Source organism: Enterobacter sp. J49 (genome assembly GCF_002148625.1).
Taxonomy (GTDB): Bacteria; Pseudomonadota; Gammaproteobacteria; order Enterobacterales; family Enterobacteriaceae; genus Enterobacter; species Enterobacter ludwigii.
The window spans coordinates 14,324-40,286 of the sequence record NZ_MWPY01000037.1 but is presented as its reverse complement, the minus strand read 5'-3'; the positions used below and the strand labels follow the sequence as shown (position 1 = coordinate 40,286).

The window sequence follows — 25,963 nt, the reverse complement described above, 5'->3', positions numbered from 1 at the left end:
ACTCAGCTAACAATAAAATTTTGGCCTGAAAAGGCAGTCCTGTTGGACGACGGGCAACAGTATAACTGATTAGTTCTGTGATAACAGGTCTTGACAAACGATTTTACGCAAACGTTTTCCTACCCGCCACGCAAGGGTTTGAGGAATAAAGCCCTCATCATTTTCAACGGATTTCTTTTCAGGTTTGTGATGCATATTTTTCACGTTGCAAAGAACCATTTACAACGCAGGGGTATTTTTTATAAGATGCATTTAAAATACATCATTAAAAACACCACTGAAGGACGCTGCTATGCTCGACGCTCAAACCATCGCCACAGTTAAAGCCACTATTCCCCTGCTGGTCGAAACCGGCCCGAAACTCACCGCCCATTTCTACGATCGTATGTTTACGCATAACCCGGAGTTGAAAGAGATTTTCAACATGAGCAACCAGCGTAACGGCGATCAGCGCGAAGCCTTGTTCAACGCCATCGCAGCCTACGCCAGTAATATCGAAAATCTGGCGGCGTTGCTGCCTGCCGTGGAAAAAATTGCGCAGAAGCACACCAGCTTCCAGATCAAACCCGAGCAGTACAATATCGTCGGCGGCCATCTGCTGGCCACACTGGATGAGATGTTTAGCCCGGGTCAGGAGGTGCTGGACGCGTGGGGAAAAGCCTACGGCGTGCTGGCAAACGTGTTCATTAACCGTGAAGCACAGATCTACAGCGAAAACGCCAGTAAGGCTGGCGGCTGGGAAGGTACCCGCGCTTTCCGCATCGTCGAGAAAACGCCGCGCAGCCAGCTCATCACCAGTTTTGAGTTCGAGCCAGTGGATGGCAAGCCGGTCGCTGATTATCAGCCGGGGCAGTATCTGGGCGTGTGGCTGAAGCCTGAAGGTTTCCCGCACCAGGAGATTCGGCAGTACTCCCTGACCCGCAAACCAGACGGTAAACGTTATCGCATTGCCGTAAAACGCGAAGATGGTGGCCAGGTATCAAACTGGCTGCATAACGAGGCTAACGTGGGTGATGTGGTTCATCTGGCCGCGCCTGCGGGCGACTTCTTTATGGCGGTTGAGGCGAATACGCCGGTCACCCTGATCTCAGCCGGGGTGGGTCAGACGCCAATGCTGGCGATGCTCGATACCCTCGCTAAATCAAACCACAGCGCGCAGGTAAACTGGTTCCACGCCGCCGAGAACGGTGAAGTGCACGCGTTTGCCGATGAAGTGAATGCGCTGGCTTCCGGTCTGCCACGCTTTACCGCCCATACCTGGTATCGTCTGCCGACGGATGCCGACCGTGCAGCCGCACGCTTTGACAGCGAAGGTCTGATGAATTTGAGTCAGCACGAAGGGGCATTCAGCGCGCCGGAGATGCAGTTTTATGTCTGCGGACCGGTAGCGTTTATGCAGTATGCCGCGAAGCAGCTGGTGGAGTTGGGCGTGAATAAAGACAACATTCATTACGAATGTTTTGGGCCGCATAAAGTACTGTAATCGCCCGATGGCGCTACACTTTCCCGGCCGGTGAGGTTTTGCAGGCCGGGTAAGCATAGCGCCACCCGGCTGAATCAGGAATCAGGTACTGACGATTAAATCGCGGCGTCGTCTTCTTCACCGGTACGGATACGGATCACGCGTGCCACATCAAAGACGAAGATTTTACCGTCGCCAATTTTGCCGGTCTGCGCCGTACGGATAATGGTATCCACACAGGTATCCACGATATCGTCGCTCACCACGATTTCAATTTTCACTTTTGGCAGAAAGTCCACCATGTACTCTGCGCCACGGTAAAGTTCGGTGTGGCCCTTCTGGCGACCAAAACCTTTCACTTCCGTCACTGTCATCCCGGTGATGCCCACTTCCGCCAGCGCTTCACGCACATCATCCAGTTTGAAAGGTTTAATAATCGCATCAATCTTTTTCATGGTGGGTCCTTAAACTCTTGCCTGTAAGCTGCTTCGTAATCGGTTGCTCACAGTATCATACTCATTCAGATTTTGCGGTACTACTCTTTAAAATCGTTTGCTTCCAGCTCATGGCGGGAGAGCAGCTTGTAGAACTCGGTACGGTTGCGCCCGGCCATACGCGCCGCATGGGTTACGTTGCCTTTGGTTATCTGCAGGAGCTTGCGCAGATAGTTCAGTTCGAACTGATTACGCGCTTCTGCAAACGTCGGCAGCGCGGTGTTTTCCCCTTCCAGCGCCTGCTCCACCAGCGCGTCGCTAATGACGGGTGACGAGGTCAGCGCCACGCACTGTTCAATAACGTTCACCAACTGGCGCACGTTGCCCGGCCAGCTTGCAGCCATCAGCCGTTTCATCGCATCGGTGGAAAACGCCCGGACAAAAGGCTTATGCCGATCGGCCGCCTGGCGCAAAAGATGGTTTGCCAGCAGCGGAATATCTTCCGCCCGCTCGGCCAGTGCTGGAATTTTCAGGTTCACCACGTTCAGACGGTAGTAGAGATCTTCACGAAACTCGTTGCGCGCCATGACTTTTGGTAAATCGCGGTGCGTGGCCGAAATGATACGCACGTTAATATCGATATCGCGGTTACTGCCGAGGGGGCGCACTTTTCGCTCCTGCAAAACACGCAGCAATTTGACCTGCAGCGGTGCCGGCATATCGCCAATCTCGTCCAGGAAAAGTGTGCCGCCTTCTGCCGCCTGGAAAAGCCCTTCCCGGCTGCTCACCGCCCCGGTGAACGCCCCGCGGGCATGACCAAACAGTTCAGACTCAAGCAGTTGTTCAGGGAGCGCACCACAGTTAATCGCGATAAAGGCGTTTTTGCTGCGCGGGCTGGCGTTATGGATAGCCTGGGCAAGGATCTCTTTCCCGGTACCGCTCTGGCCGTTAATCAGCACGCTAACGTCTGACTGCGCCACCATACGGGCCTGTTCGAGCAGACGCAGCATAATCGGGCTGCGGGTGACGATAGACTCCCGCCACGCTTCATCATTCGACGGAGCCGCGTGCTCAAGCGCGCTGTCGATAGCCTTATAGAGGGCATCTTTATCTACCGGCTTGGTGAGGAAGCTGAATACCCCCTGCTGCGTCGCGGCAACGGCATCCGGAATCGATCCGTGCGCCGTCAGGATGATCACCGGCATGCCAGGCTGCTGCTTCTGGATCTCCGCGAACAGCTGCAGGCCATCCATTTCATCCATTCGCAGGTCGCTAATCACCAGATCAACCTTCTCGCGGCTCAGGACTTTCAGCCCCTCCTGCCCGCTTTCAGCCGTCACCACGCTGTAGCCTTCACTGACCAGACGCATCCCCAGCAGCTTTAACAGCCCCGGATCGTCATCCACCAGTAAGAGATGGGCAGGTTTTCGGCTTGTCATGGCTTCACATCCTCTTGTTTCTGCGCATCACCGTCTGGCGTCGCGGCTGACCCTTTTGGCGCGTCAGGCAGATAATTTCCGGCCGGTTTACGCGTCGAGAGCTGCCTTTCGATGTCGGTCAGGTTTTCAAGCTTGCGCGTCGTGGTATCCAGTTGAGCACGCAAGTGCTGCTCCTGCTGGCGCAGCGTATCAAGCTCGCTGTCGGTGGATTGCTGTAATTTGCTGTAGCGAAAACGCTCTTCAGACAACTGCAGTTGTAACGCCTGACCATCACGCCAGAGCTGATACACCGGGCGCACCTGCGCCGGAAGATTTCCGACAAACGTGTCCAGCCGCGTGACGTTGGTGCGACGCTCGACGGGGGTGATTTTCGCATCCGCGAGTAAAATCCCACGCTTGAACGCGTCCTGCCAGGTATCGTCACTGAGCATCGCCGCTTGCGAGCGCGCCTCAACCGGCGCCAGACGCTGGGCGCAATCTATTCCACGTAGCCAGAACAGCGGATTGCTCTCGACGTCATGCCCCGACAGATTCCAGATGTCGTCACAGCGGGTCGACAGGAAATCTGCCAGCTGATTATCTGGCCATTTATCTTGTTGTTTATCGCTAATCGCACTTTGCGGCACATGGGAAACACAGCCCGCCAGAAATAAACAGGGCAGGCTCAGGCGAAACATATTGCTGGAAAACACCGCGCGCACGGCGCGGGAAAAGACGTGTGACATACTCACCAGGCATAGATTCATTTCATTGATTTTTCCGGCTCAGGGGCAGTTCAATACGGAAGCAAACATCTGACCGTTCGTCCGTGGCAATTTTCAGCTCACCCTGCATGCGTCGTATGCAGTCCCGGGCAATACTCAGGCCCAGCCCACTTCCTTTTACCGCCCCTTTCCGCTGATGACTTCCCTGGAAAAAGGGTTCAAAGATCATGGTTTTTTCGTCATCAGGGATTGGAGTGCCGGTGTTAGCGACGTCAATAAACACCCGTGAACCATTCGTATAACTTCGGATATAAATGTTACCGGATTCAGTACCATAGTGCACCGCATTGGAGTAAAGATTATCCAGAACGCTCATCAACAGCATCGGTTCCGCGAGGCAGGTTGGCTCACTGAGCTCCACCCCGGTATGCATCATTTTAGCTCTTGCTGGCAAGCTATGGGCGGAGATCACCATATCCACCAGCGGCGCAATATCGACGTTTTCCAGCACCACCGCGCCATCCGCCAGCTTGCGGTTATAGTCCAGCAATTGCTCAATCAGCTTTTGCAGATTGCGGCTGCTGGCATCCAGGATGTCGACAATCTCTTTCTGTTCGGGCGTAAGCGGCCCCGCCACTTCATCCGCCAGCAGTTCCGTTCCTTCGCGCATGCTGGCAAGAGGCGTTTTAAGCTCATGGGAAATATGGCGCAAGAACTGATGGCGCTGGGATTCCAGCCATGCCAGACGTTCAGAAAGCCAGATAATGCGCTGGCCAACAGAGCGCAACTCGCGCGGGCCTTTAAAGGCGACCGTATCCCCGAGAGACTTCCCCTCGCCCAGGCGGTTAATCATGCGCTGGATACCCTTCACCGGGCCGATGATCATGCGGGTAAAGAGCAGAACCAGACCGAGGCTGACGAGGAACAGCACCAGCGCCTGCCAGCCAAAGAACTGGCCACGTTCCGCAATCTCCTGCTGCAGCTGTTGCCCACGAGAGAAGATAACCGTGCGGGTAGACTGCACCATCTCGGTATTGGCATTCGCAAAGGCTTCCAGACGGGCAGCCGCTGCGGCATCCGGGCCGCTGTTCTTACACTGCAGTTGCGCCAGATCGTTCAAATCCTGACGTAACGCCTGATAAAGCTTATCGTCCGGCAGCACCCCTGCATGGGCGTCCAGCATTTCACTGTAGCGTTTACGTTGATTCTGATAGACCTTTTCCAGAGTAGGATCGTCAAGCACGCAGTACTGCCGATAGCTGCGTTCCATCTCCAGCGCGGCGTTAGTCATCGCTTCACTGCGTCGGGCGTCGATCAGCGTCGTGCGGTTAGTCAGTGCCGCCTGCGCACTCAACGCGTTGAGACTCTGCCACGCCTGCCATGCCAGGATCAGCAAAGGCAGCAGGATCAGCAGAAAGGCCATCATGACAAGCTGTCGCAGGGAACGAGGAAAAACGGGCCAGCGTTTCAACGCATTACTCTCTTTATCGGGGTTTGAAGAGAGCGTAACTGAGTCTGCCCTTCAGATACAACAAAGCCGGGTAAAAACCCGGCTTTGTCATGGAATGAGGCGGTGCCTAACTCGACGTTTCGCCCTGGCCTGATAAAGCAACGCTATGATCAGTAGTTGGACGGCAGGCACCTTTTTGTGCGTCATTCGAAGTTTATGTAGCACGTCCCGAAGGGGCTGACATAAGAAGGTGAATGAGCCACTGATTAATATTATGCAACACTCGTGCCATAATGCAAAACAATAAATTATCTTGTTGATATTTAAATATTTTATGCAATTATGCCGTTAATTGCCCGCTGAATGATTTCCAGGCTAAGTGTCGCTAAAAAGCAACACCTTAACGACAACCCACCACACCCTATAGAATTCAATGAGTTAAATGTCTCCTTTTGGAGACACCACGAATAGCGGATTGTCGCGGTTTTGCGACAGGCACAAAAAAGCCCGGTGGCGTTTTCGCGCACCGGGCCTGCTGTGGAAGTAGCGGTACGCTTAACCTAGCTGTTTACGCGCATTACGGAAGATACGCATCCACGGGCTGTCCTCGCCCCAGTTTTCCGGGTGCCAGGAGTTGCTCACGGTACGGAACACACGTTCCGGGTGCGGCATCATAATGGTCGCACGACCGCTTTCGCTGGTCACCGCAGTGATACCGTTCACCGAACCGTTCGGGTTAGCCGGGTAGGATTCTGTCACCTTGCCGAAGTTATCGACAAAGCGCAGCGCCACCAGGCCTTTGCTTTCAAGCTGAGCCAGATGAGCTGCATCGCGCACTTCAACCTGGCCTTCGCCATGGGAAACGGCGATGGGCATCTGCGACCCTACCATGCCCTGCAGCAGCAGAGACGGGCTTTGGGTCACTTCCACGAGGCTGAAACGCGCTTCAAAGCGGTCAGACTGGTTACGCACAAAGCGCGGCCAGGCTTCGCTACCGGGGATCAGCTCGCGCAGGTTGGACATCATCTGGCAACCATTACATACGCCCAGCGCCAGCGTTTGCGGACGGTGGAAGAAGGTTTCAAACTCGTCGCGGACACGGCTGTTGAAGAGGATGGACTTCGCCCAACCCTCACCTGCACCCAGCACGTCGCCGTAAGAGAAACCACCGCAGGCGACCAGCGCCTGGAAATCTTCCAGACCGGTACGCCCGGCCAGCAGGTCGCTCATGTGAACGTCGATGGCATCAAAACCCGCACGGTAGAAGGCAGCAGCCATCTCAACGTGGGAGTTGACGCCCTGCTCACGCAGTACGGCCACTTTCGGACGCGCGCCGGTCGCAATGTACGGCGCGGCGATATCTTCGTTGATGTCGAAGGAGAGCTTCACGTTCAGGCCAGGATCGTTGTCGTTAGCCTTCGCGTTGTGTTCCTGATCGGCACACTCCGGGTTGTCACGCAGGCGCTGCATCTGCCAGGTGGTTTCAGCCCACCACATACGCAGTGTAGAACGGCTCTCGCTGAACACCGCGTGGCCATCCGCTTCAATGACAAAGCGGTCGCCCTGCACGGCTTTACCCAGATAATGCACGCAATCTGCCAGGCCGTGCTGAGCCAGTACGCTTTCAACCGCGTCACGATCTGCGGCACGCACCTGAATCACCGCGCCCAGTTCTTCGTTAAACAGCGCCGCCAGACGATCCTCGCCCAGCGTCGCGATGTTCGCTTCGACACCGCAGTGGCCGGTGAAGGCCATCTCAGCCAGAGTAACCAGCAGGCCGCCGTCGGAACGGTCGTGGTAGGCCAGCAGTTTACGCTGTGCCACTAGGGCCTGGATGGCGTCGTAGAAACCTTTTAACTGCGCCACATCACGCACATCTGCCGGCTTATCACCCAGCTGACGATAAACCTGCGCCAGCGCGGTCGCTCCTAGTGCGTTATGGCCTTTACCCAGGTCAATCAGCAGCAGGGCGTTATCTTCAGTCACCAGCTGTGGCGTCACGGTATGGCGCACGTCTTCTACGCGGGCAAACGCGGAGATGATCAGCGACAGCGGAGAGGTCATCTCGCGCTGCTCGTTACCCTCCTGCCAGCGGGTCTTCATCGACATGGAGTCTTTACCCACCGGAATGGTCAGGCCGAGTGCCGGGCAGAGCTCTTCACCCACCGCCTTCACGGCTTCATACAGGCCCGCATCTTCGCCCGGGTGGCCCGCTGCGGCCATCCAGTTCGCGGAAAGTTTGATACGTTTAATGTCGCCAATCTGCGTTGCGGCAATGTTGGTCAGTGCTTCACCAACGGCAAGGCGAGCAGACGCGGCGAAGTCCAGCAGAGCGACCGGGGTACGTTCGCCCAGCGCCATCGCTTCACCGTAGTAGCTGTCGAGACTCGCGGTGGTGACGGCACAGTTAGCCACCGGGATCTGCCACGGGCCAACCATCTGATCGCGCGACACCATACCGGTCACGGTACGGTCGCCGATGGTGACCAGGAAGGTTTTCTCCGCCACGGCCGGCAGGTGCAGAACGCGATTGACCGCGTCAGCCACGGTAATGCCCTGACGATCCAGCGCTTTGCCAGCTGCTTTACGGGTCTCAACGTCGCGGGTCATCTTCGGCGTTTTACCGAGCAACACGTCCAGCGGCAGATCGATCGGCTGGTTGTCGAAATGGGTGTCGCTCAGGGACAGGTGCAGCTCTTCGGTCGCTTCACCGATGACGGCATACGGGGCACGCTCGCGGCGGCACAGCTCGTCAAACAGCGGCAACTGATCGGCAGCGATGGCCAGAACATAACGTTCCTGGGATTCGTTACACCAGATTTCCAGCGGGCTCATGCCTGGCTCATCACTCAGGATGTCGCGCAGGTTGAAACGACCGCCACGACCACCGTCACTGACCAGCTCCGGCATGGCGTTGGACAGACCGCCCGCGCCTACGTCGTGAATAAAGAGGATGGGGTTGGCATCACCCAACTGCCAGCAGCGGTCAATGACCTCCTGGCAACGGCGTTCCATCTCCGGGTTATCACGCTGTACGGATGCAAAATCGAGATCCGCATCAGACTGACCGGAGGTCATAGAGGAGGCAGCCCCGCCGCCCAGGCCGATGTTCATTGCCGGGCCACCCAGAACGATCAGCTTCGCACCGACTACGATCTCGCCTTTTTGCACGTGATCGGCGCGAATGTTACCGATCCCGCCAGCCAGCATGATCGGTTTGTGATAGCCGCGCAGCTCTTCGCCGTTGTGGCTCTCCACTTTCTCTTCGTAGGTACGGAAGTAACCGTTCAGCGCAGGACGTCCAAATTCATTGTTGAACGCCGCCCCGCCCAGTGGGCCTTCGGTCATGATATCCAGCGCGGTCACAATACGTTCCGGCTTGCCGAAATCCTCTTCCCACGGCTGTTCAAAGCCCGGGATGCGCAGGTTGGAGACGGAGAAACCGACCAGACCGGCTTTTGGTTTAGCACCCCGTCCGGTTGCGCCTTCGTCGCGGATTTCCCCGCCAGACCCGGTCGCCGCACCCGGCCACGGCGAGATCGCCGTCGGGTGGTTATGCGTTTCGACTTTCATCAGGATATGCGCCGGCTCCTGATGGAAATCATAGCGCCCTGCTTCGCGATCGGCGAAGAAGCGGCCCACGTCAGAACCTTCCATCACCGCGGCGTTGTCTTTGTAGGCAGACAGCACGTGGTCAGGCGTTTTTTCCATGGTGTTTTTGATCATTTTGAACAGCGACTTCGGCTGCTCTTCACCGTCGATAATCCAGTCGGCGTTGAAAATCTTGTGACGGCAGTGCTCAGAGTTTGCCTGAGCGAACATGTAAAGTTCGATGTCGTTCGGGTTGCGGTTCAGCTTAACAAACGCATCCTGCAGGTAGTCAATTTCGTCTTCTGCCAGTGCCAGACCGAGACGCAGGTTGGCGTCAATCAGCGCCTGACGGCCCTGCCCCAGCAAATCGACGCTCTGTACCGGCGCAGGCTGATGGTGGGAGAAGAGTTTCTGCGCATCGTCCAGAGAGGCAAAGACACTCTCCATCATGCGGTCGTGCAGCTCAGCGGCAACGGTTTGCCACTGCGCATCGGTCAGGGTAGAGGCTTCAACGTAGTACGCCACGCCGCGCTCCAGACGGTTAATCTGGTTCAGACCACAGTTGTGGGCGATGTCGGTGGCTTTGGAAGACCAGGGGGAGATGGTGCCTGGACGAGGCGTCGCAAGGATCAGTTTGCCGGTTGGCGTATGACTGCTCAGGCTTGGACCATATTTGAGCAGGCGTTCCAGCTGTACTCGCTCCTCTGCATTCAGGGGTGCATTCAGGTCAGCAAAATGGACATACTCAGCGTAAATATTGCTTACCGGAAGGTCGGCTGCCTGAAAACGTGCCAGCAGTTTATTGATACGGAAGGCAGACAGTGCAGGCGAACCACGCAGAATTTCCATCATAAGTCTCTCGTCTTCGAAGCGCCGGGGCGCTTACAGTGTGCGCAAGGGGGGAAAACGGGCGTCATTATAGAGAATCCTGAGCGTCGACGAAACCGTTTGCGTCGAAATAAAATCAACGTTTACGTTTAACAATAGATGTGACCTCTCTCTCTAATTTGTTGCCAAGTGGCGTAACTTTACGCAAAATGCCGCTCATTCAATGGCAAACCTTATTCTTAACATGGCTACAGCATACTGAGGCACCCGGCGTCGCAGAGAATTAACTAATTGAAAAAATTAAAGATTAATTATCTGCTCATCGGCATTGTAACGTTGCTGCTGGCAGTGGCCCTCTGGCCTTCCATCCCCTGGTTCGGTAAAGCCGAAAACCGTATCGCCGCCATACAGGAGCGGGGGGAATTGCGCGTCAGTACCCTCAACTCGCCGCTGATTTACAGCGACATTAACGGCAAAACGATTGGCCTGGATTATGAACTGGCGCAGCAGTTTGCCGACTATCTTGGCGTGAAGCTCAAAATTACCGTCCGTCAAAATATCAGCCAGCTGTTTGATGACCTGGATAACAACGATGCCGATATCCTTGCGGCCGGGCTGGTGTACAACAGCGAGCGCAGCAAGAACTATCAGCCAGGCCCAACCTACTACTCCGTTTCGCAACAGCTGGTCTACCGGGTCGGGAGCCTGCGCCCGCGAACGCTGGCGGCGATTAATGCACAACAGTTGACTATCGCCCCGGGTCATGTCGTGATTGACGATCTGCGTGAGCTCAAGGAGAAGAAATTCCCGGACCTGAGCTGGACGGTTGATCCTAAGCTCGGTACGACTGAGCTGCTGGACCAGGTAAAAGATAAAAAACTGCCCTACACCATCGCTGATTCGGTCGCGATCAGCCTTTTCCAGCGCGTGCACCCCGAAATCGCGGTGGCGCTGGACGTGACAGACGAACAGCCGGTGACCTGGTTTAGCCAGCTTGATGACGATCAGACCCTCTCTGCGGCGATGCTCGATTTCTTCAACACCATCAATGAAGACGGTACGCTGGCGCGTCTGGAAGAGAAATACCTCGGCCACGGTGACGATTTTGATTACGTCGATACCCGAAGCTTCTTGCGCGCGGTCGATAGCGTGCTGCCAGACCTGCAGCCGTTATTTGAGAAGTATGCCCAGGAGATCGACTGGCGATTACTGGCAGCGATCTCTTATCAGGAATCCCACTGGGATACTCAGGCCACCTCGCCCACTGGCGTTCGCGGCTTAATGATGCTCACTAAAAATACCGCTCAGAGCCTTGGGCTGACCGACCGCACCGATGCAGAACAGAGCATCAGCGGCGGCGCACGGTATCTGCAGGATATGATGGGCAAAGTGCCGGAGACGGTGCCTGAAGAGGAACGGATCTGGTTTGCGCTGGCAGCCTACAACATGGGTTATGCGCACATGCTTGACGCGCGCGCGCTGACGGCGAAAACGAAAGGTAACCCGGACAGCTGGTCAGACGTAAAACAGCGCCTGCCGCTGTTGAGCCAGAAGCCGTGGTACAACAAGCTGACCTACGGTTACGCACGCGGGCATGAAGCCTACGCCTACGTGGAAAATATCCGTAAATATCAGATTAGCCTGGTGGGTTATCTGCTGGAGAAGGAAAAAGAGGCGGCAGAGGCAAATCAGCTGGCCCAGAGTTATCCGGTGGTGGCACCGGACGAACTTACTCGCCCGACAACTTCAATTCTGCCTTTTGTTGCTTTTTCTGCTGACGGCGCATTCGAAAGAAATCACTTAATAGCCCCGCACACTCTGGTGCAAGTACCCCACCGATAGTCTGCACCTGGTGGTTCATTCCCGGGTGTCCCAGTACGTCCATCAGCGAACCGGCCGCTCCGGTTTTTTCATCCCGCGCACCAAAGACCAGCGTGCCGATACGGCTATGCACCATCGCGCCGGAACACATGACGCACGGCTCAAGCGTGACATACAGCGTAGTATCAAGCAGACGATAGTTTTGCAGCACCATTCCGCCCTGACGAAGGGCCATGATTTCAGCGTGCGCAGTCGGATCGTGACGGCCAATCGGGCGGTTCCACCCTTCCCCTATCACCTGGTTATTGTGGACAAGCACAGCACCCACGGGCACTTCCCCCTCGTCCCAGGCGCGCTGGGCAAGCGTAAGCGCATGGCGCATCCAGTATTCATGATCGCGTTCAGGGTTGCACAACGGTTGATACTCCAGTCTAAAAGCGGGCGGCATTATACACACCCGCTATAGATAAGACTATTCGAGTTGCTGAAGTTCGCCTGCGGGCGTGACGCGCCAGCGATGCTGGCAAAAATAGAGCAGCGGGTTGTCCTGCTTGCTGTCGCTGTAGCCGCTGTAAAGACGCAGTGGCGTACCGATTCGCTTCTCCAGTTGCACCACCTTTTCATGTCCCAGGCAGCGCATGGTCAGTACCCATCCGCCATACCCGCGGGTAATTTGCGTGGCGATAAGATTCACCCGCGGCAGCCACGGGGTATCATAATAGACCTGTTCCACCAGCGCTTGCGGGGATCCGGTAATCAACCAGATGTCGGCATCGTTCGCGTCGAGATAGCTGGTGAGCCTTGCCTGAACAACCGGAAACGCGGTCACATGCCCGCGAAACCAGTGCACAAAGTCCTGCTGAAGCTGTTTAAGCCGCGCTTCGCTGCGTCCAAAGGTACAGCCCCAGAGCAACAGGCTCATTGGCCAGCGCGCTGCCCGACCTTTTAGCAGCAACGCAATGCCAATTACGGGTAAGAGAGGTAATACGAGCAGCGCATTCAAAGGCTGACGCCGCAGCAGGTAGCGCATAAACGTACCAAACATATCCTGCTGATGCAGCGTACCGTCCAGGTCGAAAAAAACAACGCGACGCTCGTGATTTGCCAAACCTTACTCCTCTGGATCGTTGAATCCTAACAGCCAGGTAAACAGGAACCCGGCGATCACCGCTACCAGATAGCCTAACAGATAGAGCATAACTTTTCCGGTCACGATGGTGAGCGCCAGCGGCAGCCCGGAGATCCCGAAGGTGATCACCGTTGCCACTTTCCAGTAGCTGATCAGCGCTCCGCCTACCGCCCCTCCCAGGCAGGCACCGAGGAACGGTTTCCCCAGCGGCAGCGTGACGCCGAAAATCAGCGGCTCGCCAATTCCGAGTAATCCGACCGGCAGCGCACCTTTGATCACTTTTTTCAGCCGCGCGTTGCGGGTTTTCATCAGTACGGCAATCGCCGCCCCGACCTGCCCCACGCCAGCCATCGACAGGATGGGCAGCAGCGCGTTGTAACCGTGCGCCTGTACCAGCTCGACGTGGATCGGCACCAGCCCCTGATGCAGACCGGTCAGTACCAGCGGCAAGAAGGTGCCTGACAGCACGGCACCCACTAACAGACCGCCGCGATCGATAGCCAGCGATGCGCCATGGGCGATGGCCTCAGAGATCCAGCCCCCCAGCGGTTGCAACGCCACAATAGCCACGCTGCCGGTGATTAACGTCGTTAACAGTGGATTGAGGATCAGCTCAATTGATCCAGGCAGGAGGGTGCGCAGTTTCTTCTCGATCCAGCACATCAGGATGACCACCAGCAGCACGGCAATCACCCCGCCGCGGCCAGGCTGGAGCGCCTCACCAAACAGGGTTATCTGGGCCAGTTGTGGGCTGGACAGAATACCTGCCATCACCCCGCCCATGGCCAGCGAGCCGCCAAAGACCTTCGCGGTGTTGACCCCCACCAGAATGTTCATGATGGCAAACACGGCGCTGCCGAAAATACCGAGAATGCCTAATAAATTAGGATACTGGGTCGCGAAGTCCCCTACGATATCCGGACGCTTAAGAATATTGATGATCCCGGTGATTAAGCCAGAGGCAATAAACGCCGGGATCAGCGGAATAAAGACGTTGGCCAGTTGTCGCAGCGCATCGCTCATGGGGGCTTTGTATCGGGCCTTTGCCTGCGCCTTCGTACGTTCGACGTCATCGATCGCCACGCTTTCGCCGCCGACCATCAGCGCACGCATGGCATCCACAACCTGCGCCGCCTTTCCCGGCCCGACAATCAGCTGGTGCTGTTGCCCCTGTTTAACGTAACCACTCACGCCGGAAAGCTGCTTCAGACGCGGCACATCAAGCTGCTCGTCGTTATGCACCTCGACGCGCACGCGCGTCATGCAGTTTTCCAGACGCTGAATATTTTTTTCCCCACCGATCCCCTGCAGGATATCGCTGGCTAGCGCTGCTGTTTTGTCCATACACGCCTCTGTTAGTTTTCTAATGCCGCCCGTAAGAACCCGTTATAGGCATTGAGCCTTGCTCTGGCGGCCGCAGCGTCCAGTCCGCTCAGGATCATCAGAATGGCCGGTTTAACATCGTGATCGGTTTGTTTCAGTACCGCTTCCGCCTCTTCGCGGCTTGCTCCCGTCGCTTCCATGACCATACGGCAGGCTCTGTCCACCAGCTTGACGTTGGTCGCTTGCATATCCACCATCAGGTTCTGATAAACCTTGCCAAACTTCACCATCGCGCCAGTGGAGATCATGTTGAGCACCAGCTTTTGCGCGGTGCCGGATTTAAGGCGCGTAGAGCCGGTTAACGCTTCCGGGCCGACAACCGGAGAGATAGCGATAGCAGCGACCTGCGCAATCGGCGAGCCAGGATTACAGGAAATCGCCACCGTGGTGCAGCCCGTCTTGTTGGCATACTCCAGACCGCCGATAACGTACGGCGTACGCCCGGAGGCCGCCAGCCCAACAACCAGATCCTGAGCGGTCAGATTTAGCCCCTTCAGGTCATCCTCGCCGAGCTGTTTGTTGTCTTCCGCCCCTTCCACGGCTTTCAGCAGCGCGCCAGGGCCGCCAGCAATCAACCCGACCACCAGACCGTGCGGCACACCAAACGTTGGCGGGCATTCAGAGGCATCCAGCACACCAAGACGCCCGCTGGTTCCGGCACCCATGTAGATAATGCGACCACCGGCCTTCAGTGCTCCCGCCGCCGCATCGACGGCTTTAGCCACCTCGGGTAATGTCTCTTTCACTGCCTGCGCGACCAGCGTATCCTGTTGATTAAAACGGTTAACCAGCTCCAGGGTGCTGAGCGCATCCAGATCCATGGTTTGTGGGTTACGCGTTTCAGAAACAAGTGAGCCAAGATTCATCTTTTGTACCTCAAGAATTTTTAATTCATAATAATCTCACTATAATGGAATATAAAATTCATTCAGGCGAGCAAAATTCGTATTTGCGCAGACAATCACAATTTCGCCAGGAGAACCTATGAACTGTTTAATTCGCATTCGCCAGCGTTATGCAGGCTTTGCTCAAAGCGATAAAAAGCTGGCGGATTTTCTGCTCTCTCAGCCCGACCATGCCCGCCATCTCAGCTCGCAGCAGCTGGCGAGCGAGGCCGGAGTGAGTCAGTCGAGCGTGGTAAAATTTGCCCAGAAGATTGGCTTTAAAGGCTTCCCGGCTCTCAAGCTGGCGATTAGCGAAGCCCTGGTGAGTAACCCCAATCCGCAGTCGATGCCGGTACATAATCAGATTCGTGGCGATGACCCGATGCGTCTGGTGGGAGAGAAGCTCATCAAAGAGAATGTCGCGGCCATGCATGCCACCCTTGATGTGAATACCGAAGAAAAATTACTGGAAAGCGTGGCGATGCTGCGTGCAGCGCGACGTATTATTTTGACCGGGATAGGCGCGTCCGGACTGGTGGCACGTAACTTTGGCTGGAAGCTGACAAAAATAGGTTACAACGCCATTGTCGAGCAGGATATGCACGCCCTGCTGGCGACCGTGCAGGCGATGGATGCTAACGATCTGCTGCTGGCGATCTCCTATTCCGGCGAACGCCGCGAGATCAATATGGCTACCGATGAAGTTTTACGCGTAGGCGGTAAGATTCTGGCCATCACCGGGTTTACTCCCAACGCGCTGCAGCAGCGGGCTACGCGCTGCTTATATACTATCGCGGAAGAGCAGGCCACGCGCAGCGCGGCGATCTCCTCGACAAGTGCGCAAATGATGTTGACCGACCTGCTGTTTATGGCCCTGGTGCAACAGGATCTGGAGCACGCGCCAGAGCGTATCCGGCACAGTGAAGAGCTGGTAAAAAAACTGGTTTGAACAGGTAATGAGCGTATAATGCCCGCCCTGTTTGTGTTGTTTCTGAGAATTTCCTGATGGCGCTGTTAATCACCAAAAAATGCATCAATTGCGATATGTGCGAACCGGAATGCCCGAACCAGGCGATTTCGATGGGCGAGAGCATTTATGAGATTAACAGCGACCGCTGCACTGAATGCATCGGCCACTACGAAACGCCGACCTGTCAGAAAGTGTGCCCAATCCCCAATACCATCCTGAAGGATCCGGCACACGTCGAGAGCGAAGAGCAGCTTTGGGATAAGTTTGTCCTGCTGCATCACGCGGACAAACTTTAACTTTCGATAATCACCGTCGCGCAGGCGTAGTGTCGTTCATCGGCGAGCGTCACGTGCATGTGATTTACGCCGAGTTTCTCTGCCAGCGTTTGCGCCTCACCCCATAAACGCAGGCGCGGTTTACCCAGCTCATCGTTAAACACTTCAAACTGGTTAAACGCCAGACCGTTACGAATACCGGTGCCGAAGGCTTTGGCTGCCGCCTCTTTGACGGCAAAGCGCTTGGCCAGAAAACGTACCGGCTGCTGATGCGTCTCCCAGATGGCCCATTCGTTATCGCTCAACACGCGTCGTGCCAGGCGATCGCCGCTACGGGCGATCACCGCTTCAATGCGGGCTATTTCAACGATATCGGTGCCTAAGCCCAGAATAGCCATTACTGACGCGCTTCCAGCATCAGGCGTTTCATTTCTGAGACCGCCTCTTTCAGGCCACTCATTACCGCACGGCCAATAATAGCGTGGCCGATATTCAGCTCATGCATTTCTGGCAGGGCTGCAATAGCCTTGACGTTATGGTAGGTCAGGCCATGCCCGGCGTTAACTTTCAGACCCAGGCTCGCGGCATAGGTGGCCGCATTGGCGATACGCTCCAGCTCTTTGGCCTGCGTAGTTTCGTCTTTCGCATCAGCGTAACAGCCGGTATGAATTTCAATATAGGGCGCGCCCACTTCGGCAGCCGCTTTGATCTGTGCTACATCGGCGTCGATGAACAGAGAGACCAGGATACCTGCCTCAGCCAGACGCTTGCAGGCATCACGCATTTTGTCGCGTTGACCCGCCACGTCCAGGCCCCCTTCGGTGGTCACTTCCTGACGTTTTTCCGGTACCAGGCAGCAGAAATGCGGCTTCGTCTCGCAGGCAATCGTCAGCATCTCTTCCGTGACCGCCATCTCCAGGTTCATGCGGGTGTCCAGCGTCTGACGCAAAATGCGCACATCGCGGTCGGTAATATGACGGCGGTCTTCACGCAGGTGAACGGTAATGCCATCGGCGCCAGCCTGCTCAGCGATGAACGCCGCCTGAACCGGATCGGGATAAGCCGTGCCGCGTGCATTACGCAGCGTGGCGATGTGATCAATGTTGACGCCTAACAGTAATTCAGCCATGACAATCCTCGGTATTTTAGTTCGTGTCCCTGCCTCCCTCTCCCTCAATGAGAGGGCTGGAGCGAGGGTCTGATACGTTAACGTTTCGGCATAAACTGCCTGAACAATTCGCGGCTCTTTAAGGGCTTGCCGCCAAGATACGGCTTGAGCGCAATCCGGGTAAAGCGTTTTGCTGCGCGAAGGGTATCCTGATCGGGAAACTCGCGCGCATACAGCGCTCTAAGCTGTCGCCCGGTAAAGGTGCTGTTATCTATCACAACGCTGGCGATAAAGCCTTTTTCTTCACGGTAGCGATAGGTCATCGCATCCTCTACCTCGTCTCCGCTCCCTGCACAATGCAAAAAATCGACCCCATAGCCCAGGTGTCCAAGCAGCGCCAGTTCAAAACGACGCAGGGCAGGTTCGGGCGTACCGGTAGCGCCGGCCAGCGCCTGGATACAGTGCAGGTAATCAAAGAAAAGTTCAGAGAAGCGAGTCTCATGCTCCAGAACACGTGAGATGAGTTCGTTGACATAGAGACCGCTGTACAGCGTGATACCAGAAAGGGGGAGCGCCAGAGAGACGGCTTCGGCACTGCGCAGGGTTTTGACTTCCCCACGCCCACCGAAGCGTACCAGCAGCGGAGTGAAAGGCTGTAAGGCACCCTTCAGGCCGGAGCGTTTGGAACGTGCGCCTTTAGCAACAAGGCGCACACGGCCCGACTCTTCCGTGAAAACGTCCAGCATAAGGCTGGTCTCGCTCCACGGACGGCTATGGAGGACAAAGGCACGCTGCCATCCATCCACGATGTTCAGTCTTAGACGTCGTCGCCGTAACCGAGGCTGCGCAATGCACGCTCATCATCGGCCCAGCCTGATTTCACCTTCACCCACAGTTCAAGGTGAACCGGGGCTTCAAACATGTCCTGCATGTCTCTGCGCGCTTCAATGCCGATGGTTTTGATCTTGGCACCTTTGTTGCCGATCACCATCTTCTTCTGCCCTTCGCGCTCAACGAGGATCAGGCCGTTGATGTCATAGCCGCCGCGTTCGTTGGTCTGAAAACGTTCAATCTCAACCGTTACGGAGTACGGCAGTTCCGCGCCAAGGAAACGCATCAGTTTTTCACGGATGATCTCAGAGGCCATAAAGCGCTGAGAACGATCGGTGATGTAATCTTCCGGGAAGTGATGAATCGCTTCCGGCAGATGTTTGCGCACGATGCCTGCGATAGTATCGACGTTCAGACCGGTCTCGGCAGACAGCGGGACGATATCAAGGAAGTTCATCTGGCTTCCCAGCCACTGCAGGTGCGGCAGCAGATCGGCTTTTTCCTGCACGTTGTCCACTTTGTTGACCGCAAGGATCACCGGCGTTTTACCGTCGCGCAGTTTGTTCAGCACCATTTCGTCGTCAGGCGTCCAGCGGGTGCCTTCCACCACGAAAATCACCAGCTCTACGTCGCCAATCGAGCTGCTCGCCGCCTTGTTCATCAGGCGGTTGATGGCGCGCTTCTCTTCCATGTGCAGGCCCGGGGTATCAACGTAGATCGCCTGATAGGCGCCTTCCGTGTGGATACCGACGATGCGGTGACGCGTGGTCTGCGCCTTACGGGAAGTAATGGAAATTTTCTGCCCAAGCAGATTATTCAACAGGGTAGATTTGCCAACGTTCGGACGTCCGACGATGGCAATAAACCCGCAATACGTTTTTTCTTCGCTCATTCCAGCTCCAGCATTTTTAACGCCTGTTCGGCGGCAGCCTGTTCAGCCTTACGACGGCTAGAACCTGTGCCGACCACCGGTTCACTCAGGCCACTGACCTGGCAATGGATGGTAAATTCCTGATCGTGCGCTTCGCCCCGCACCTGTACCACCAGATAGGATGGCAGCGGGAGGTGGCGACCCTGCAAATATTCCTGCAGACGCGTTTTCGGATCTTTTTGTTTATCGCCCGGACTGATTTCGTCCAGACGGGTTTGATACCAGTTAAGGATCAGCTTTTCTACGGTCTGAATATCGCTGTCCAGGAACACACCACCAATTAATGCTTCGACCGTGTCGGCAAGAATAGATTCACGACGGAAGCCGCCGCTTTTCAGTTCACCCGGCCCAAGTCGCAGACATTCGCCCAGTTCAAATTCACGAGCGATTTCCGCCAGGGTATTACCCCGAACCAGCGTCGCGCGCATGCGGCTCATATCACCTTCGTCCACACGTGGGAAACGATGATAAAGCGCATTCGCGATCACGAAACTTAAAATAGAGTCACCCAGGAACTCGAGGCGCTCATTATGCTTGCTGCTGGCACTGCGGTGGGTTAATGCCTGTTGCAACAACTCCTGATGATGAAAAGTGTAGCCCAGCTTCCGTTGAAGCCGATTAATTACGATGGGGTTCATGCGATACCAGTAAATGAATGCGTCAAAAATGCAGCACACGAAACCGACCTGAGAAGACCAACGCGGTTTCGTGTGCCGTGGCACCCTTGCAGGGCCAACCTTAAACTTCGGGGGAATATTCTATACACAACGACAGGGGATGTCGTTAGTCCAAAGAGATTTATCGCTGAAATAATTCACGTAGCCGCTAATTAACGCGGCTACGCGTTCATTTAATGAGAATTAATGGATCCCGCCGATACGATTCAGGCGAACGCCGGTCGGCCATTCGCCTTCCTGCTTCTCAAAACTCATCCAGATAGCGGTCGCTTTACCTACCAGATTCGCTTCCGGCACAAAGCCCCAGTAACGGCTGTCCGCGGAATTATCGCGGTTATCACCCATCATGAAGTAGTGTCCCGGTGGTACGATCCAACTGGCCAGCTGTTGGCCCGGCTGCCGGTAGTACATCCCCACTTGATCCTGCGCGATTGGCACGGTGAGGATACGGTGGGTCACATCACCCAGCGTCTCTTTACGTTCTACCAGGCGAATACCGTCCTCTTTGGTCTCGCCTTTGGGCACCTGGAAGAAACCGCTGGTCGCTTCACCGCCGTTACGGCGAGCAAAGGTCTGCACAAAATCACTTGGCTCAACGTTTGAGTAAGTGATTGGCAGCGCGTTTTCACACGCGGTACCGGAGCTGCAGCCAGGCTGAACGGTAACTTCTTTCGCCACCGGATCGTAGGTGACTTTGTCACCCGGCAGACCCACTGCACGCTTGATGTAATCCAGACGCGGATCTTCCGGGTATTTAAACACCACGATGTCGCCACGTTTTGGATGACCGGTTTCGATCAGCGTTTTCTGGTAGATCGGATCTTTAATCCCGTAGGCAAACTTCTCAACCAGAATAAAATCGCCAATCAGCAGCGTTGGCATCATTGAACCAGACGGGATCTGGAACGGCTCGTAAATAAACGAGCGGACAACCAGCACAATCGCTAGCACCGGAAATACCGATGCCCCGGTTTCCAGCCAGCCCGGTTTCGGGCCGACTTTCTTCAGGGTTTTCGCGTCCAGCCCATCGCCAGTGGCTGCCTGTGCGGCAGCCTGACGTTCATGGCGTTTTGGGGCGAAAATAAACTTATCCAGACACCACAACAAACCTGTCACCAGGGTAGCAATGACCAGAATCAGGGCAAACATGTTCGCCATGCCAACTCCTTAGGGTTATTTGCCGTCTTTACCAACATGAAGGATGGCAAGGAATGCTTCCTGCGGCAGTTCGACGTTACCGACCTGCTTCATACGCTTCTTACCTTCTTTCTGTTTCTGCAGCAGCTTTTTCTTACGGCTGACGTCACCGCCGTAGCATTTCGCCAGAACGTTTTTACGCAGCTGTTTCACAGTAGAACGGGCAATAATGTGGTTACCGATGGCGGCCTGAATCGCGATATCAAACTGCTGACGCGGGATCAGCTCTTTCATCTTCTCAACCAGCTCACGGCCACGGTATGGCGCATTGTCGTTGTGAGTGATCAGTGCCAGCGCATCCACACGCTCGCCGTTGATCAGCACGTCCACACGCACCATGTTAGACGCCTGGAAGCGTTTGAAGTTGTAATCCAGTGACGCATAGCCACGAGAGGTAGACTTCAGACGATCGAAGAAGTCGAGGACCACTTCCGCCATAGGGATTTCGTACGTCAGCGCAACCTGATTACCGTGGTAAACCATGTTGGTCTGTACGCCACGCTTCTCAATACACAGCGTAATAACGTTACCCAGGAACTCCTGCGGCAGCAGCATATGACACTCTGCAATGGGCTCGCGCAGTTCTTCGATATTGTTCAGCGGCGGCAGCTTGGACGGGCTATCGACGTAGACGATCTCTTTGTTGGTGGTCTGCACTTCGTACACAACGGTCGGTGCCGTGGTGATCAGATCCAGATCGTATTCACGCTCCAGACGCTCCTGGATGATCTCCATGTGCAGCAGACCAAGGAAGCCGCAGCGGAAGCCGAAGCCCAGCGCCGTGGAGCTTTCTGGTTCATAGAACAGGGAAGCATCGTTGAGGCTCAGCTTGCCGAGCGCATCACGGAAGTTTTCATAGTCGTCAGAGCTGACCGGGAACAGACCCGCGTAAACCTGCGGTTTAACCTTTTTAAAGCCTGGCAGCGCTTTGTCTGCCGGGTTACGTGCACCGGTCAGGGTATCGCCCACTGGCGCGCCGAGGATGTCTTTAATGGCGCAGACCAGCCAACCTACTTCGCCACATTTCAGCTCGGTACGGTCAACCTGTTTTGGCGTGAAGATACCCAGACGGTCTGCGTTGTAAACCTGGCCAGTACTCATTACCTTGATTTTGTCGCCTTTACGCATGGTGCCGTTTTTAATACGCACCAGTGAGACAACGCCCAGGTAGTTATCAAACCAGGAGTCGATGATCAGCGCCTGCAGCGGGGCATCCGGGTCACCTTCTGGTGCCGGGATATCACGCACCAGGCGTTCCAGCACGTCGGTTACGCCCACACCCGTTTTAGCGGAGCAGCGCACCGCATCGGTCGCGTCGATGCCGACAATATCTTCAATCTCTTCCGCTACGCGCTCAGGATCGGCAGCTGGCAGGTCAATTTTGTTCAGAACCGGCACAACCTCGAGATCCATTTCCATCGCGGTGTAGCAGTTTGCCAGGGTCTGGGCTTCAACGCCCTGCCCGGCATCCACAACCAGCAGCGCGCCTTCACAGGCCGCCAGCGAGCGTGAAACTTCATAGGAGAAGTCAACGTGGCCTGGGGTGTCGATAAAGTTCAGCTGGTAGATTTCGCCATCAGCCGCTTTGTAATCAAGCGTAACGCTCTGCGCTTTGATGGTGATACCGCGTTCGCGTTCCAGGTCCATGGAGTCCAGAACCTGGGCTTCCATTTCACGATCAGACAGGCCACCGCAAATCTGGATAATACGGTCAGACAGCGTCGACTTACCGTGGTCAATGTGAGCAATGATCGAAAAGTTACGTATGTTCTTCATATAGTTAAATAATTATGCCTTACGAATTCCTGGAGGCCGCTGTTCTTAGCCTGACGTTTTTCAGTGCGAAAACGCCGCATTCTACACTACATCCCCGTTACCTGGAAATGTACTTAGCGCCAGGTATAGCGTGAAGAAATGACGTTTTCTGTTTTAGGACGTAAAAAAGGACAAGCCCGATGGATCACCGGGCCTCAGAAGAGAGCGTCTCAACACGAAGCTGGTCGGGTGCCAGCCCAACGCTGAGAATAACAGGCTGCCACTCTTCGCGTGCGGCGAGCTTCGGGGAAAGAGCTTTGGCCAGCCAGAATCCCCCTACGCCGCCCAATGCAGCACCACACATGGCGGCCACATCGGTACCAAACAGCATCTGGAATACGCCGCCCATAACAAACAGCCCCACCAGCGGAGAGAGATAAACCAGCATGGCGGACGTGAGCAGGCTACCTTCTGCAATTCCCAGCTCCACTTTTTGCCCCACCATCAGCGGCCGATCGCTTGGCACGGAAATGGTATGCGAGGTTTGCGGCCCGAGCTTATTCAGCACGCGGCTACCGCAACCGGCTCTGGAAGCACAGCTATTGCATGAGGCCTTAACATCACAGCTCACCAGCGCAATGCCATTCTGCCACGATACGACCGTAGCCCACTCTTTAATCATTGTGCAGCCCTGAATTTAATGCTGTCGGAAATACGCTTCGCCGTTTGTGGCGGTAATTCACCCACAATGGTGATCTCTGCGTTATCGCGAACCGTGGTGCTGACCGTCCTGCGTCCGGTACGAAGCATTTGTTCAGAACTGTTTGCCGATGCGCGGTTTATGTTCACCGAGAAACTGAACAAACCATCGGAATAAAGACGCGATTCAACCGGTGTTTCAATGGTTGGCAATTGTCGACGGCTGCTGGAGACTTCGCTAAACCCTTGCGGGATCCAGGAAGGAACCCAGTTGAAGTTGACGGAATCACCCGCCGGTACCGAAAGCAGCGGCGGCAGGCTGGCTTTCGCCAGATTCTGCATGCTATTACCCACCTGATTGTTCACGCTAAAGGAGATAACGCGGAACTGCTCCAGCGTTTCACCATCACGGTCAAGCAGGTCTACACGCATTGGCAGCTTGGTTTCGGCGTCAATCCAGACGATATAGCTGTAGCGCGTTCCGTCACGGGCAACAACGCGGATCACCTCACACAGTCTGTCCGCAATGCGCGTACGCCCTACTGAAATGAAATCATAGTAAGGCGCAAGACGTTTGAAGTCGGTGTAGATAAGCGATGGCAGAGAATCGACGATATAATCGCCATTCAGCGTGAAAGGCTCCAGACCGGGTTCGAAATAACTGATTTCGTTACCACGCTGGACAACTTCCCGACGCGGGCCATCCATCTGTAAAAGCTGGGCGAGCGGCTGGTTATCAAGACGGGCATGGCGGTATCGTAACGACTCGACGCCCTGCTTATTGATACTGATAAATGCCAACTCGTAATTGAGTGACTGGCTGGCCAGATTCATTTGCTGCAACAACGCCCCGGATGAAACATCAGCCGAGGCGTTGGCAGAGAAGAACAGGCTACCCGCCATCAGAGACATGGCGAACCAAAGTTGCTTCATTACTGCGATTGCGTTCCTAAAGTTTGGTTTCCGGGCACCTGCACAGCCGCTTGCTGGGTTTGTGCCTGCTCAAACTGAAGCTGTTCAGAGTGCAGACGACGCTGCAACTCGTAATCCTGCAACATCGCATTAATGCGACGGCGTTGCTCCTGAACCTGCTGTTGCTGGCCGCCGCTGGCGGATGCATCAGCCGGAACACCCAAACTTACCGGGCTGGCTTTGCCCATCATCGGCAGTGTGTTGAACACTGGCGCTTCTGGCTGCTGATTAGTTTCAGACTGAGTATTATAGTGCTGGACGCCAACGATAACTGCAAGCGATACGCATGCAGCCACACCCATTTGGGTGAGCTGGCTGGCCCACGGACGCACCTTGTGCCAGAACGGCATTTTCTGCCACTGGTGAGGCGCAGGTTGAGCTTCAGGAATCAGCGGAGTGGTCTGACGGACAGGCTCATTTTCAATGGCCGCCATCACGCGAGCTGAGATATCGAAATGGAGAACCTCGCCGGTGTCACCGCGAAGGGTGTCACGAATGAGATGGTAACTCTCCCAGGTCTCTTGCATTTCGGGAGAATGAGACAGCTCGTTGAGCAGCTCACTATCCAGCGTTTCACCATCCATTAAAGCGGAAAGTTTTTCTTTCTGCATGCCTAATACCTTTTCCAGTATCCCGCTATCGTCAACGCCTGATAAGCGGTTGAACTTTATTATCAATTGCTTCTCGCGCACGGAAAATACGTGAACGTACCGTGCCGACCGGACAATCCATGATGGCGGCTATCTCTTCATAGCTCAAACCATCCAACTCCCGTAACGTAATTGCCATGCGTAAATCTTCCGGGAGCGACTCGATCGTGCGAAAAACGATTTGTCTCAGTTCTTCTGACAACATTAAGTTCTCAGGGTTCGAAATTTCTTTCAGCGCACCGCCACTTTCGAAGTTTTCGGCGTCGATTGCGTCCACATCACTTGAAGGCGGACGGCGGCCCTGAGCGACCAGATAATTCTTTGCCGTATTGACCGCAATACGGTACAGCCAAGTATAAAAAGCACTATCTCCCCGGAATGAATCCAGCGCGCGATAGGCCTTAATAAAAGACTCTTGTACTACATCAGGCACATCGCCTGACGGTACATAGCGGGAAACCAGGCTCGCCACCTTATGCTGGTAGCGCACCACCAGTAAGTTAAAGGCTTTCTGATCTCCCTTCTGGACCCGTTCAACCAGGACCTGGTCCGTTAACTGCTCGCTCATCCGAGGTAATGTCTCCCCAAACCTAAATTCCACGCGTTATCGAAACGCCACTCTTAAAAAACCGCACTTTGAGCAAGCACCGAATTAGAGTGTCTGATCTTCAATAAGTTCCGTAACGCCTTTGTTTTTGTTCATCGCGCCGCAGACTGTTCATTTTCTCTCATTATAAGTCTGTTCACGATACGCACCACTTTATGACAAGAAA

General features: G+C 55.3%; 24 protein-coding genes. 4 read left to right on the top strand and 20 right to left on the bottom strand.

What is annotated here, in order from left to right; all coding sequences use genetic code 11:
• The first annotated feature begins 292 nt into the window (after positions 1–292).
• Positions 293–1,483: an NO-inducible flavohemoprotein gene (gene hmpA, locus BJP35_RS18540; RefSeq protein ID WP_025203455.1), complete on the top strand. Its 1,191-nt coding sequence runs from the start codon at positions 293–295 to the stop codon at positions 1,481–1,483.
• Between the two features lie 95 nt (positions 1,484–1,578).
• On the opposite strand, the gene glnB is transcribed toward hmpA, so the two are convergent.
• From glnB to purL, 5 genes are all read right to left on the bottom strand, one after another.
• On the bottom strand, positions 1,579–1,917 hold the full coding sequence (gene glnB / locus BJP35_RS18535) for a nitrogen regulatory protein P-II (protein WP_003860685.1): 339 nt from the start codon (positions 1,915–1,917) through the stop codon (positions 1,579–1,581).
• Between the two features lie 80 nt (positions 1,918–1,997).
• Positions 1,998–3,335 (bottom strand): two-component system response regulator GlrR, encoded by a 1,338-nt coding sequence (gene glrR / locus BJP35_RS18530; protein ID WP_014171196.1) that lies wholly within the window; start codon positions 3,333–3,335, stop codon positions 1,998–2,000.
• Complete coding sequence (qseG, locus tag BJP35_RS18525) at positions 3,332–4,081, bottom strand: two-component system QseEF-associated lipoprotein QseG (RefSeq protein ID WP_014171197.1); 750 nt, start codon at positions 4,079–4,081, stop codon at positions 3,332–3,334. The genes glrR and qseG overlap by 4 nt, the downstream gene beginning before the upstream one ends.
• Position 4,082: 1 nt before the next feature.
• A complete protein-coding gene (qseE, locus tag BJP35_RS18520) occupies positions 4,083–5,510 on the bottom strand; it encodes a two component system sensor histidine kinase QseE/GlrK (RefSeq protein ID WP_025203453.1) in 1,428 nt (475 codons plus the stop codon).
• A gap of 534 nt (positions 5,511–6,044) precedes the next feature.
• The gene (gene purL / locus BJP35_RS18515; protein ID WP_047743092.1) at positions 6,045–9,932 is read right to left on the bottom strand and encodes a phosphoribosylformylglycinamidine synthase; all 3,888 of its coding nucleotides are present in this window, start codon (positions 9,930–9,932) and stop codon (positions 6,045–6,047) included.
• A 267-nt stretch (positions 9,933–10,199) separates the two neighbouring features.
• Here purL and mltF point away from each other — a divergent pair, with 267 nt between their 5' ends.
• The gene (gene mltF / locus BJP35_RS18510; RefSeq protein ID WP_014171200.1) at positions 10,200–11,750 is read left to right on the top strand and encodes a membrane-bound lytic murein transglycosylase MltF; all 1,551 of its coding nucleotides are present in this window, start codon (positions 10,200–10,202) and stop codon (positions 11,748–11,750) included.
• Here mltF and tadA read toward each other — a convergent pair.
• The 4 genes from tadA to murQ are packed head-to-tail and all read right to left on the bottom strand — an operon-like array spanning position 11,638 to position 15,107.
• Complete coding sequence (gene tadA, locus BJP35_RS18505) at positions 11,638–12,177, bottom strand: tRNA adenosine(34) deaminase TadA (RefSeq protein ID WP_020883010.1); 540 nt, start codon at positions 12,175–12,177, stop codon at positions 11,638–11,640. The two genes, mltF and tadA, sit on opposite strands and share 113 nt — an antisense overlap.
• 24 nt (positions 12,178–12,201) lie before the next feature.
• Complete coding sequence (yfhb, locus tag BJP35_RS18500) at positions 12,202–12,837, bottom strand: phosphatidylglycerophosphatase C (protein WP_020883009.1); 636 nt, start codon at positions 12,835–12,837, stop codon at positions 12,202–12,204.
• Positions 12,838–12,840: 3 nt separating this feature from the next.
• Positions 12,841–14,202 carry a PTS transporter subunit EIIC gene (locus BJP35_RS18495; protein WP_014171204.1) on the bottom strand — a complete coding sequence of 454 codons (1,362 nt, stop codon included), beginning with the start codon at positions 14,200–14,202 and terminating at the stop codon, positions 12,841–12,843.
• An 11-nt stretch (positions 14,203–14,213) separates the two neighbouring features.
• Positions 14,214–15,107 (bottom strand): N-acetylmuramic acid 6-phosphate etherase, encoded by an 894-nt coding sequence (murQ, locus tag BJP35_RS18490; RefSeq protein ID WP_086463468.1) that lies wholly within the window; start codon positions 15,105–15,107, stop codon positions 14,214–14,216.
• Positions 15,108–15,225: 118 nt separating this feature from the next.
• Between murQ and BJP35_RS18485 the strand changes: the two genes are divergently transcribed.
• Entirely contained in the window at positions 15,226–16,074 is an 849-nt protein-coding gene (locus BJP35_RS18485; protein ID WP_047743097.1) for a MurR/RpiR family transcriptional regulator, read from the top strand.
• A gap of 56 nt (positions 16,075–16,130) precedes the next feature.
• Positions 16,131–16,391, top strand: coding sequence for a YfhL family 4Fe-4S dicluster ferredoxin (locus tag BJP35_RS18480; protein WP_020883006.1), 261 nt, complete (start codon positions 16,131–16,133; stop codon positions 16,389–16,391).
• Here the strand turns inward: BJP35_RS18480 and acpS are convergent.
• The 11 genes from acpS to rpoE all read right to left on the bottom strand — a co-directional run bounded on the left by acpS (position 16,388) and on the right by rpoE (position 25,758).
• Positions 16,388–16,768: a holo-ACP synthase gene (gene acpS / locus BJP35_RS18475; protein WP_014171209.1), complete on the bottom strand. Its 381-nt coding sequence runs from the start codon at positions 16,766–16,768 to the stop codon at positions 16,388–16,390. The two genes, BJP35_RS18480 and acpS, sit on opposite strands and share 4 nt — an antisense overlap.
• Complete coding sequence (gene pdxJ, locus BJP35_RS18470) at positions 16,768–17,499, bottom strand: pyridoxine 5'-phosphate synthase (protein ID WP_014171210.1); 732 nt, start codon at positions 17,497–17,499, stop codon at positions 16,768–16,770. Before pdxJ ends, acpS begins: the two co-directional genes overlap by 1 nt.
• Positions 17,500–17,576: 77 nt before the next feature.
• Complete coding sequence (gene recO / locus BJP35_RS18465; RefSeq protein WP_014171211.1) at positions 17,577–18,284, bottom strand: DNA repair protein RecO; 708 nt, start codon at positions 18,282–18,284, stop codon at positions 17,577–17,579.
• An 11-nt stretch (positions 18,285–18,295) separates the two neighbouring features.
• Complete coding sequence (gene era, locus BJP35_RS18460) at positions 18,296–19,201, bottom strand: GTPase Era (protein ID WP_014171212.1); 906 nt, start codon at positions 19,199–19,201, stop codon at positions 18,296–18,298.
• Positions 19,198–19,878: a ribonuclease III gene (gene rnc / locus BJP35_RS18455; protein WP_003860711.1), complete on the bottom strand. Its 681-nt coding sequence runs from the start codon at positions 19,876–19,878 to the stop codon at positions 19,198–19,200. Before rnc ends, era begins: the two co-directional genes overlap by 4 nt.
• A 222-nt stretch (positions 19,879–20,100) precedes the next feature.
• Positions 20,101–21,075: a signal peptidase I gene (lepB, locus tag BJP35_RS18445; RefSeq protein ID WP_014171215.1), complete on the bottom strand. Its 975-nt coding sequence runs from the start codon at positions 21,073–21,075 to the stop codon at positions 20,101–20,103.
• 15 nt (positions 21,076–21,090) lie between these two features.
• The gene (gene lepA / locus BJP35_RS18440) at positions 21,091–22,890 is read right to left on the bottom strand and encodes a translation elongation factor 4 (protein ID WP_014171216.1); all 1,800 of its coding nucleotides are present in this window, start codon (positions 22,888–22,890) and stop codon (positions 21,091–21,093) included.
• A 184-nt stretch (positions 22,891–23,074) separates the two neighbouring features.
• Positions 23,075–23,551 (bottom strand): SoxR-reducing system protein RseC, encoded by a 477-nt coding sequence (rseC, locus tag BJP35_RS18435; protein ID WP_014171217.1) that lies wholly within the window; start codon positions 23,549–23,551, stop codon positions 23,075–23,077.
• Positions 23,548–24,501 (bottom strand): sigma-E factor regulatory protein RseB, encoded by a 954-nt coding sequence (gene rseB / locus BJP35_RS18430; protein ID WP_014171218.1) that lies wholly within the window; start codon positions 24,499–24,501, stop codon positions 23,548–23,550. Before rseB ends, rseC begins: the two co-directional genes overlap by 4 nt.
• Positions 24,501–25,151: an anti-sigma-E factor RseA gene (gene rseA, locus BJP35_RS18425; RefSeq protein ID WP_025203448.1), complete on the bottom strand. Its 651-nt coding sequence runs from the start codon at positions 25,149–25,151 to the stop codon at positions 24,501–24,503. The genes rseB and rseA overlap by 1 nt, the downstream gene beginning before the upstream one ends.
• A gap of 31 nt (positions 25,152–25,182) precedes the next feature.
• Positions 25,183–25,758 (bottom strand): RNA polymerase sigma factor RpoE, encoded by a 576-nt coding sequence (rpoE, locus tag BJP35_RS18420; protein ID WP_006176728.1) that lies wholly within the window; start codon positions 25,756–25,758, stop codon positions 25,183–25,185.
• Positions 25,759–25,963 lie beyond the last annotated feature (205 nt).

Coding starts and splice junctions, on each gene's coding strand:
- hmpA (WP_025203455.1), top strand. CDS start 293: ATGCTCGACGCTCAAACCATCGCCACAGTTAAAGCCACTATTCCCCTG.
- glnB (WP_003860685.1), bottom strand. CDS start 1,917: ATGAAAAAGATTGATGCGATTATTAAACCTTTCAAACTGGATGATGTG.
- glrR (WP_014171196.1), bottom strand. CDS start 3,335: ATGACAAGCCGAAAACCTGCCCATCTCTTACTGGTGGATGACGATCCG.
- qseG (WP_014171197.1), bottom strand. CDS start 4,081: ATGAATCTATGCCTGGTGAGTATGTCACACGTCTTTTCCCGCGCCGTG.
- purL (WP_047743092.1), bottom strand. CDS start 9,932: ATGATGGAAATTCTGCGTGGTTCGCCTGCACTGTCTGCCTTCCGTATC.
- tadA (WP_020883010.1), bottom strand. CDS start 12,177: ATGCCGCCCGCTTTTAGACTGGAGTATCAACCGTTGTGCAACCCTGAA.
- BJP35_RS18495 (WP_014171204.1), bottom strand. CDS start 14,202: ATGGACAAAACAGCAGCGCTAGCCAGCGATATCCTGCAGGGGATCGGT.
- murQ (WP_086463468.1), bottom strand. CDS start 15,107: ATGAATCTTGGCTCACTTGTTTCTGAAACGCGTAACCCACAAACCATG.
- BJP35_RS18485 (WP_047743097.1), top strand. CDS start 15,226: ATGAACTGTTTAATTCGCATTCGCCAGCGTTATGCAGGCTTTGCTCAA.
- BJP35_RS18480 (WP_020883006.1), top strand. CDS start 16,131: ATGGCGCTGTTAATCACCAAAAAATGCATCAATTGCGATATGTGCGAA.
- acpS (WP_014171209.1), bottom strand. CDS start 16,768: ATGGCTATTCTGGGCTTAGGCACCGATATCGTTGAAATAGCCCGCATT.
- pdxJ (WP_014171210.1), bottom strand. CDS start 17,499: ATGGCTGAATTACTGTTAGGCGTCAACATTGATCACATCGCCACGCTG.
- era (WP_014171212.1), bottom strand. CDS start 19,201: ATGAGCGAAGAAAAAACGTATTGCGGGTTTATTGCCATCGTCGGACGT.
- rnc (WP_003860711.1), bottom strand. CDS start 19,878: ATGAACCCCATCGTAATTAATCGGCTTCAACGGAAGCTGGGCTACACT.
- lepB (WP_014171215.1), bottom strand. CDS start 21,075: ATGGCGAACATGTTTGCCCTGATTCTGGTCATTGCTACCCTGGTGACA.
- lepA (WP_014171216.1), bottom strand. CDS start 22,890: ATGAAGAACATACGTAACTTTTCGATCATTGCTCACATTGACCACGGT.
- rseC (WP_014171217.1), bottom strand. CDS start 23,551: ATGATTAAAGAGTGGGCTACGGTCGTATCGTGGCAGAATGGCATTGCG.
- rseB (WP_014171218.1), bottom strand. CDS start 24,501: ATGAAGCAACTTTGGTTCGCCATGTCTCTGATGGCGGGTAGCCTGTTC.
- rseA (WP_025203448.1), bottom strand. CDS start 25,151: ATGCAGAAAGAAAAACTTTCCGCTTTAATGGATGGTGAAACGCTGGAT.
- rpoE (WP_006176728.1), bottom strand. CDS start 25,758: ATGAGCGAGCAGTTAACGGACCAGGTCCTGGTTGAACGGGTCCAGAAG.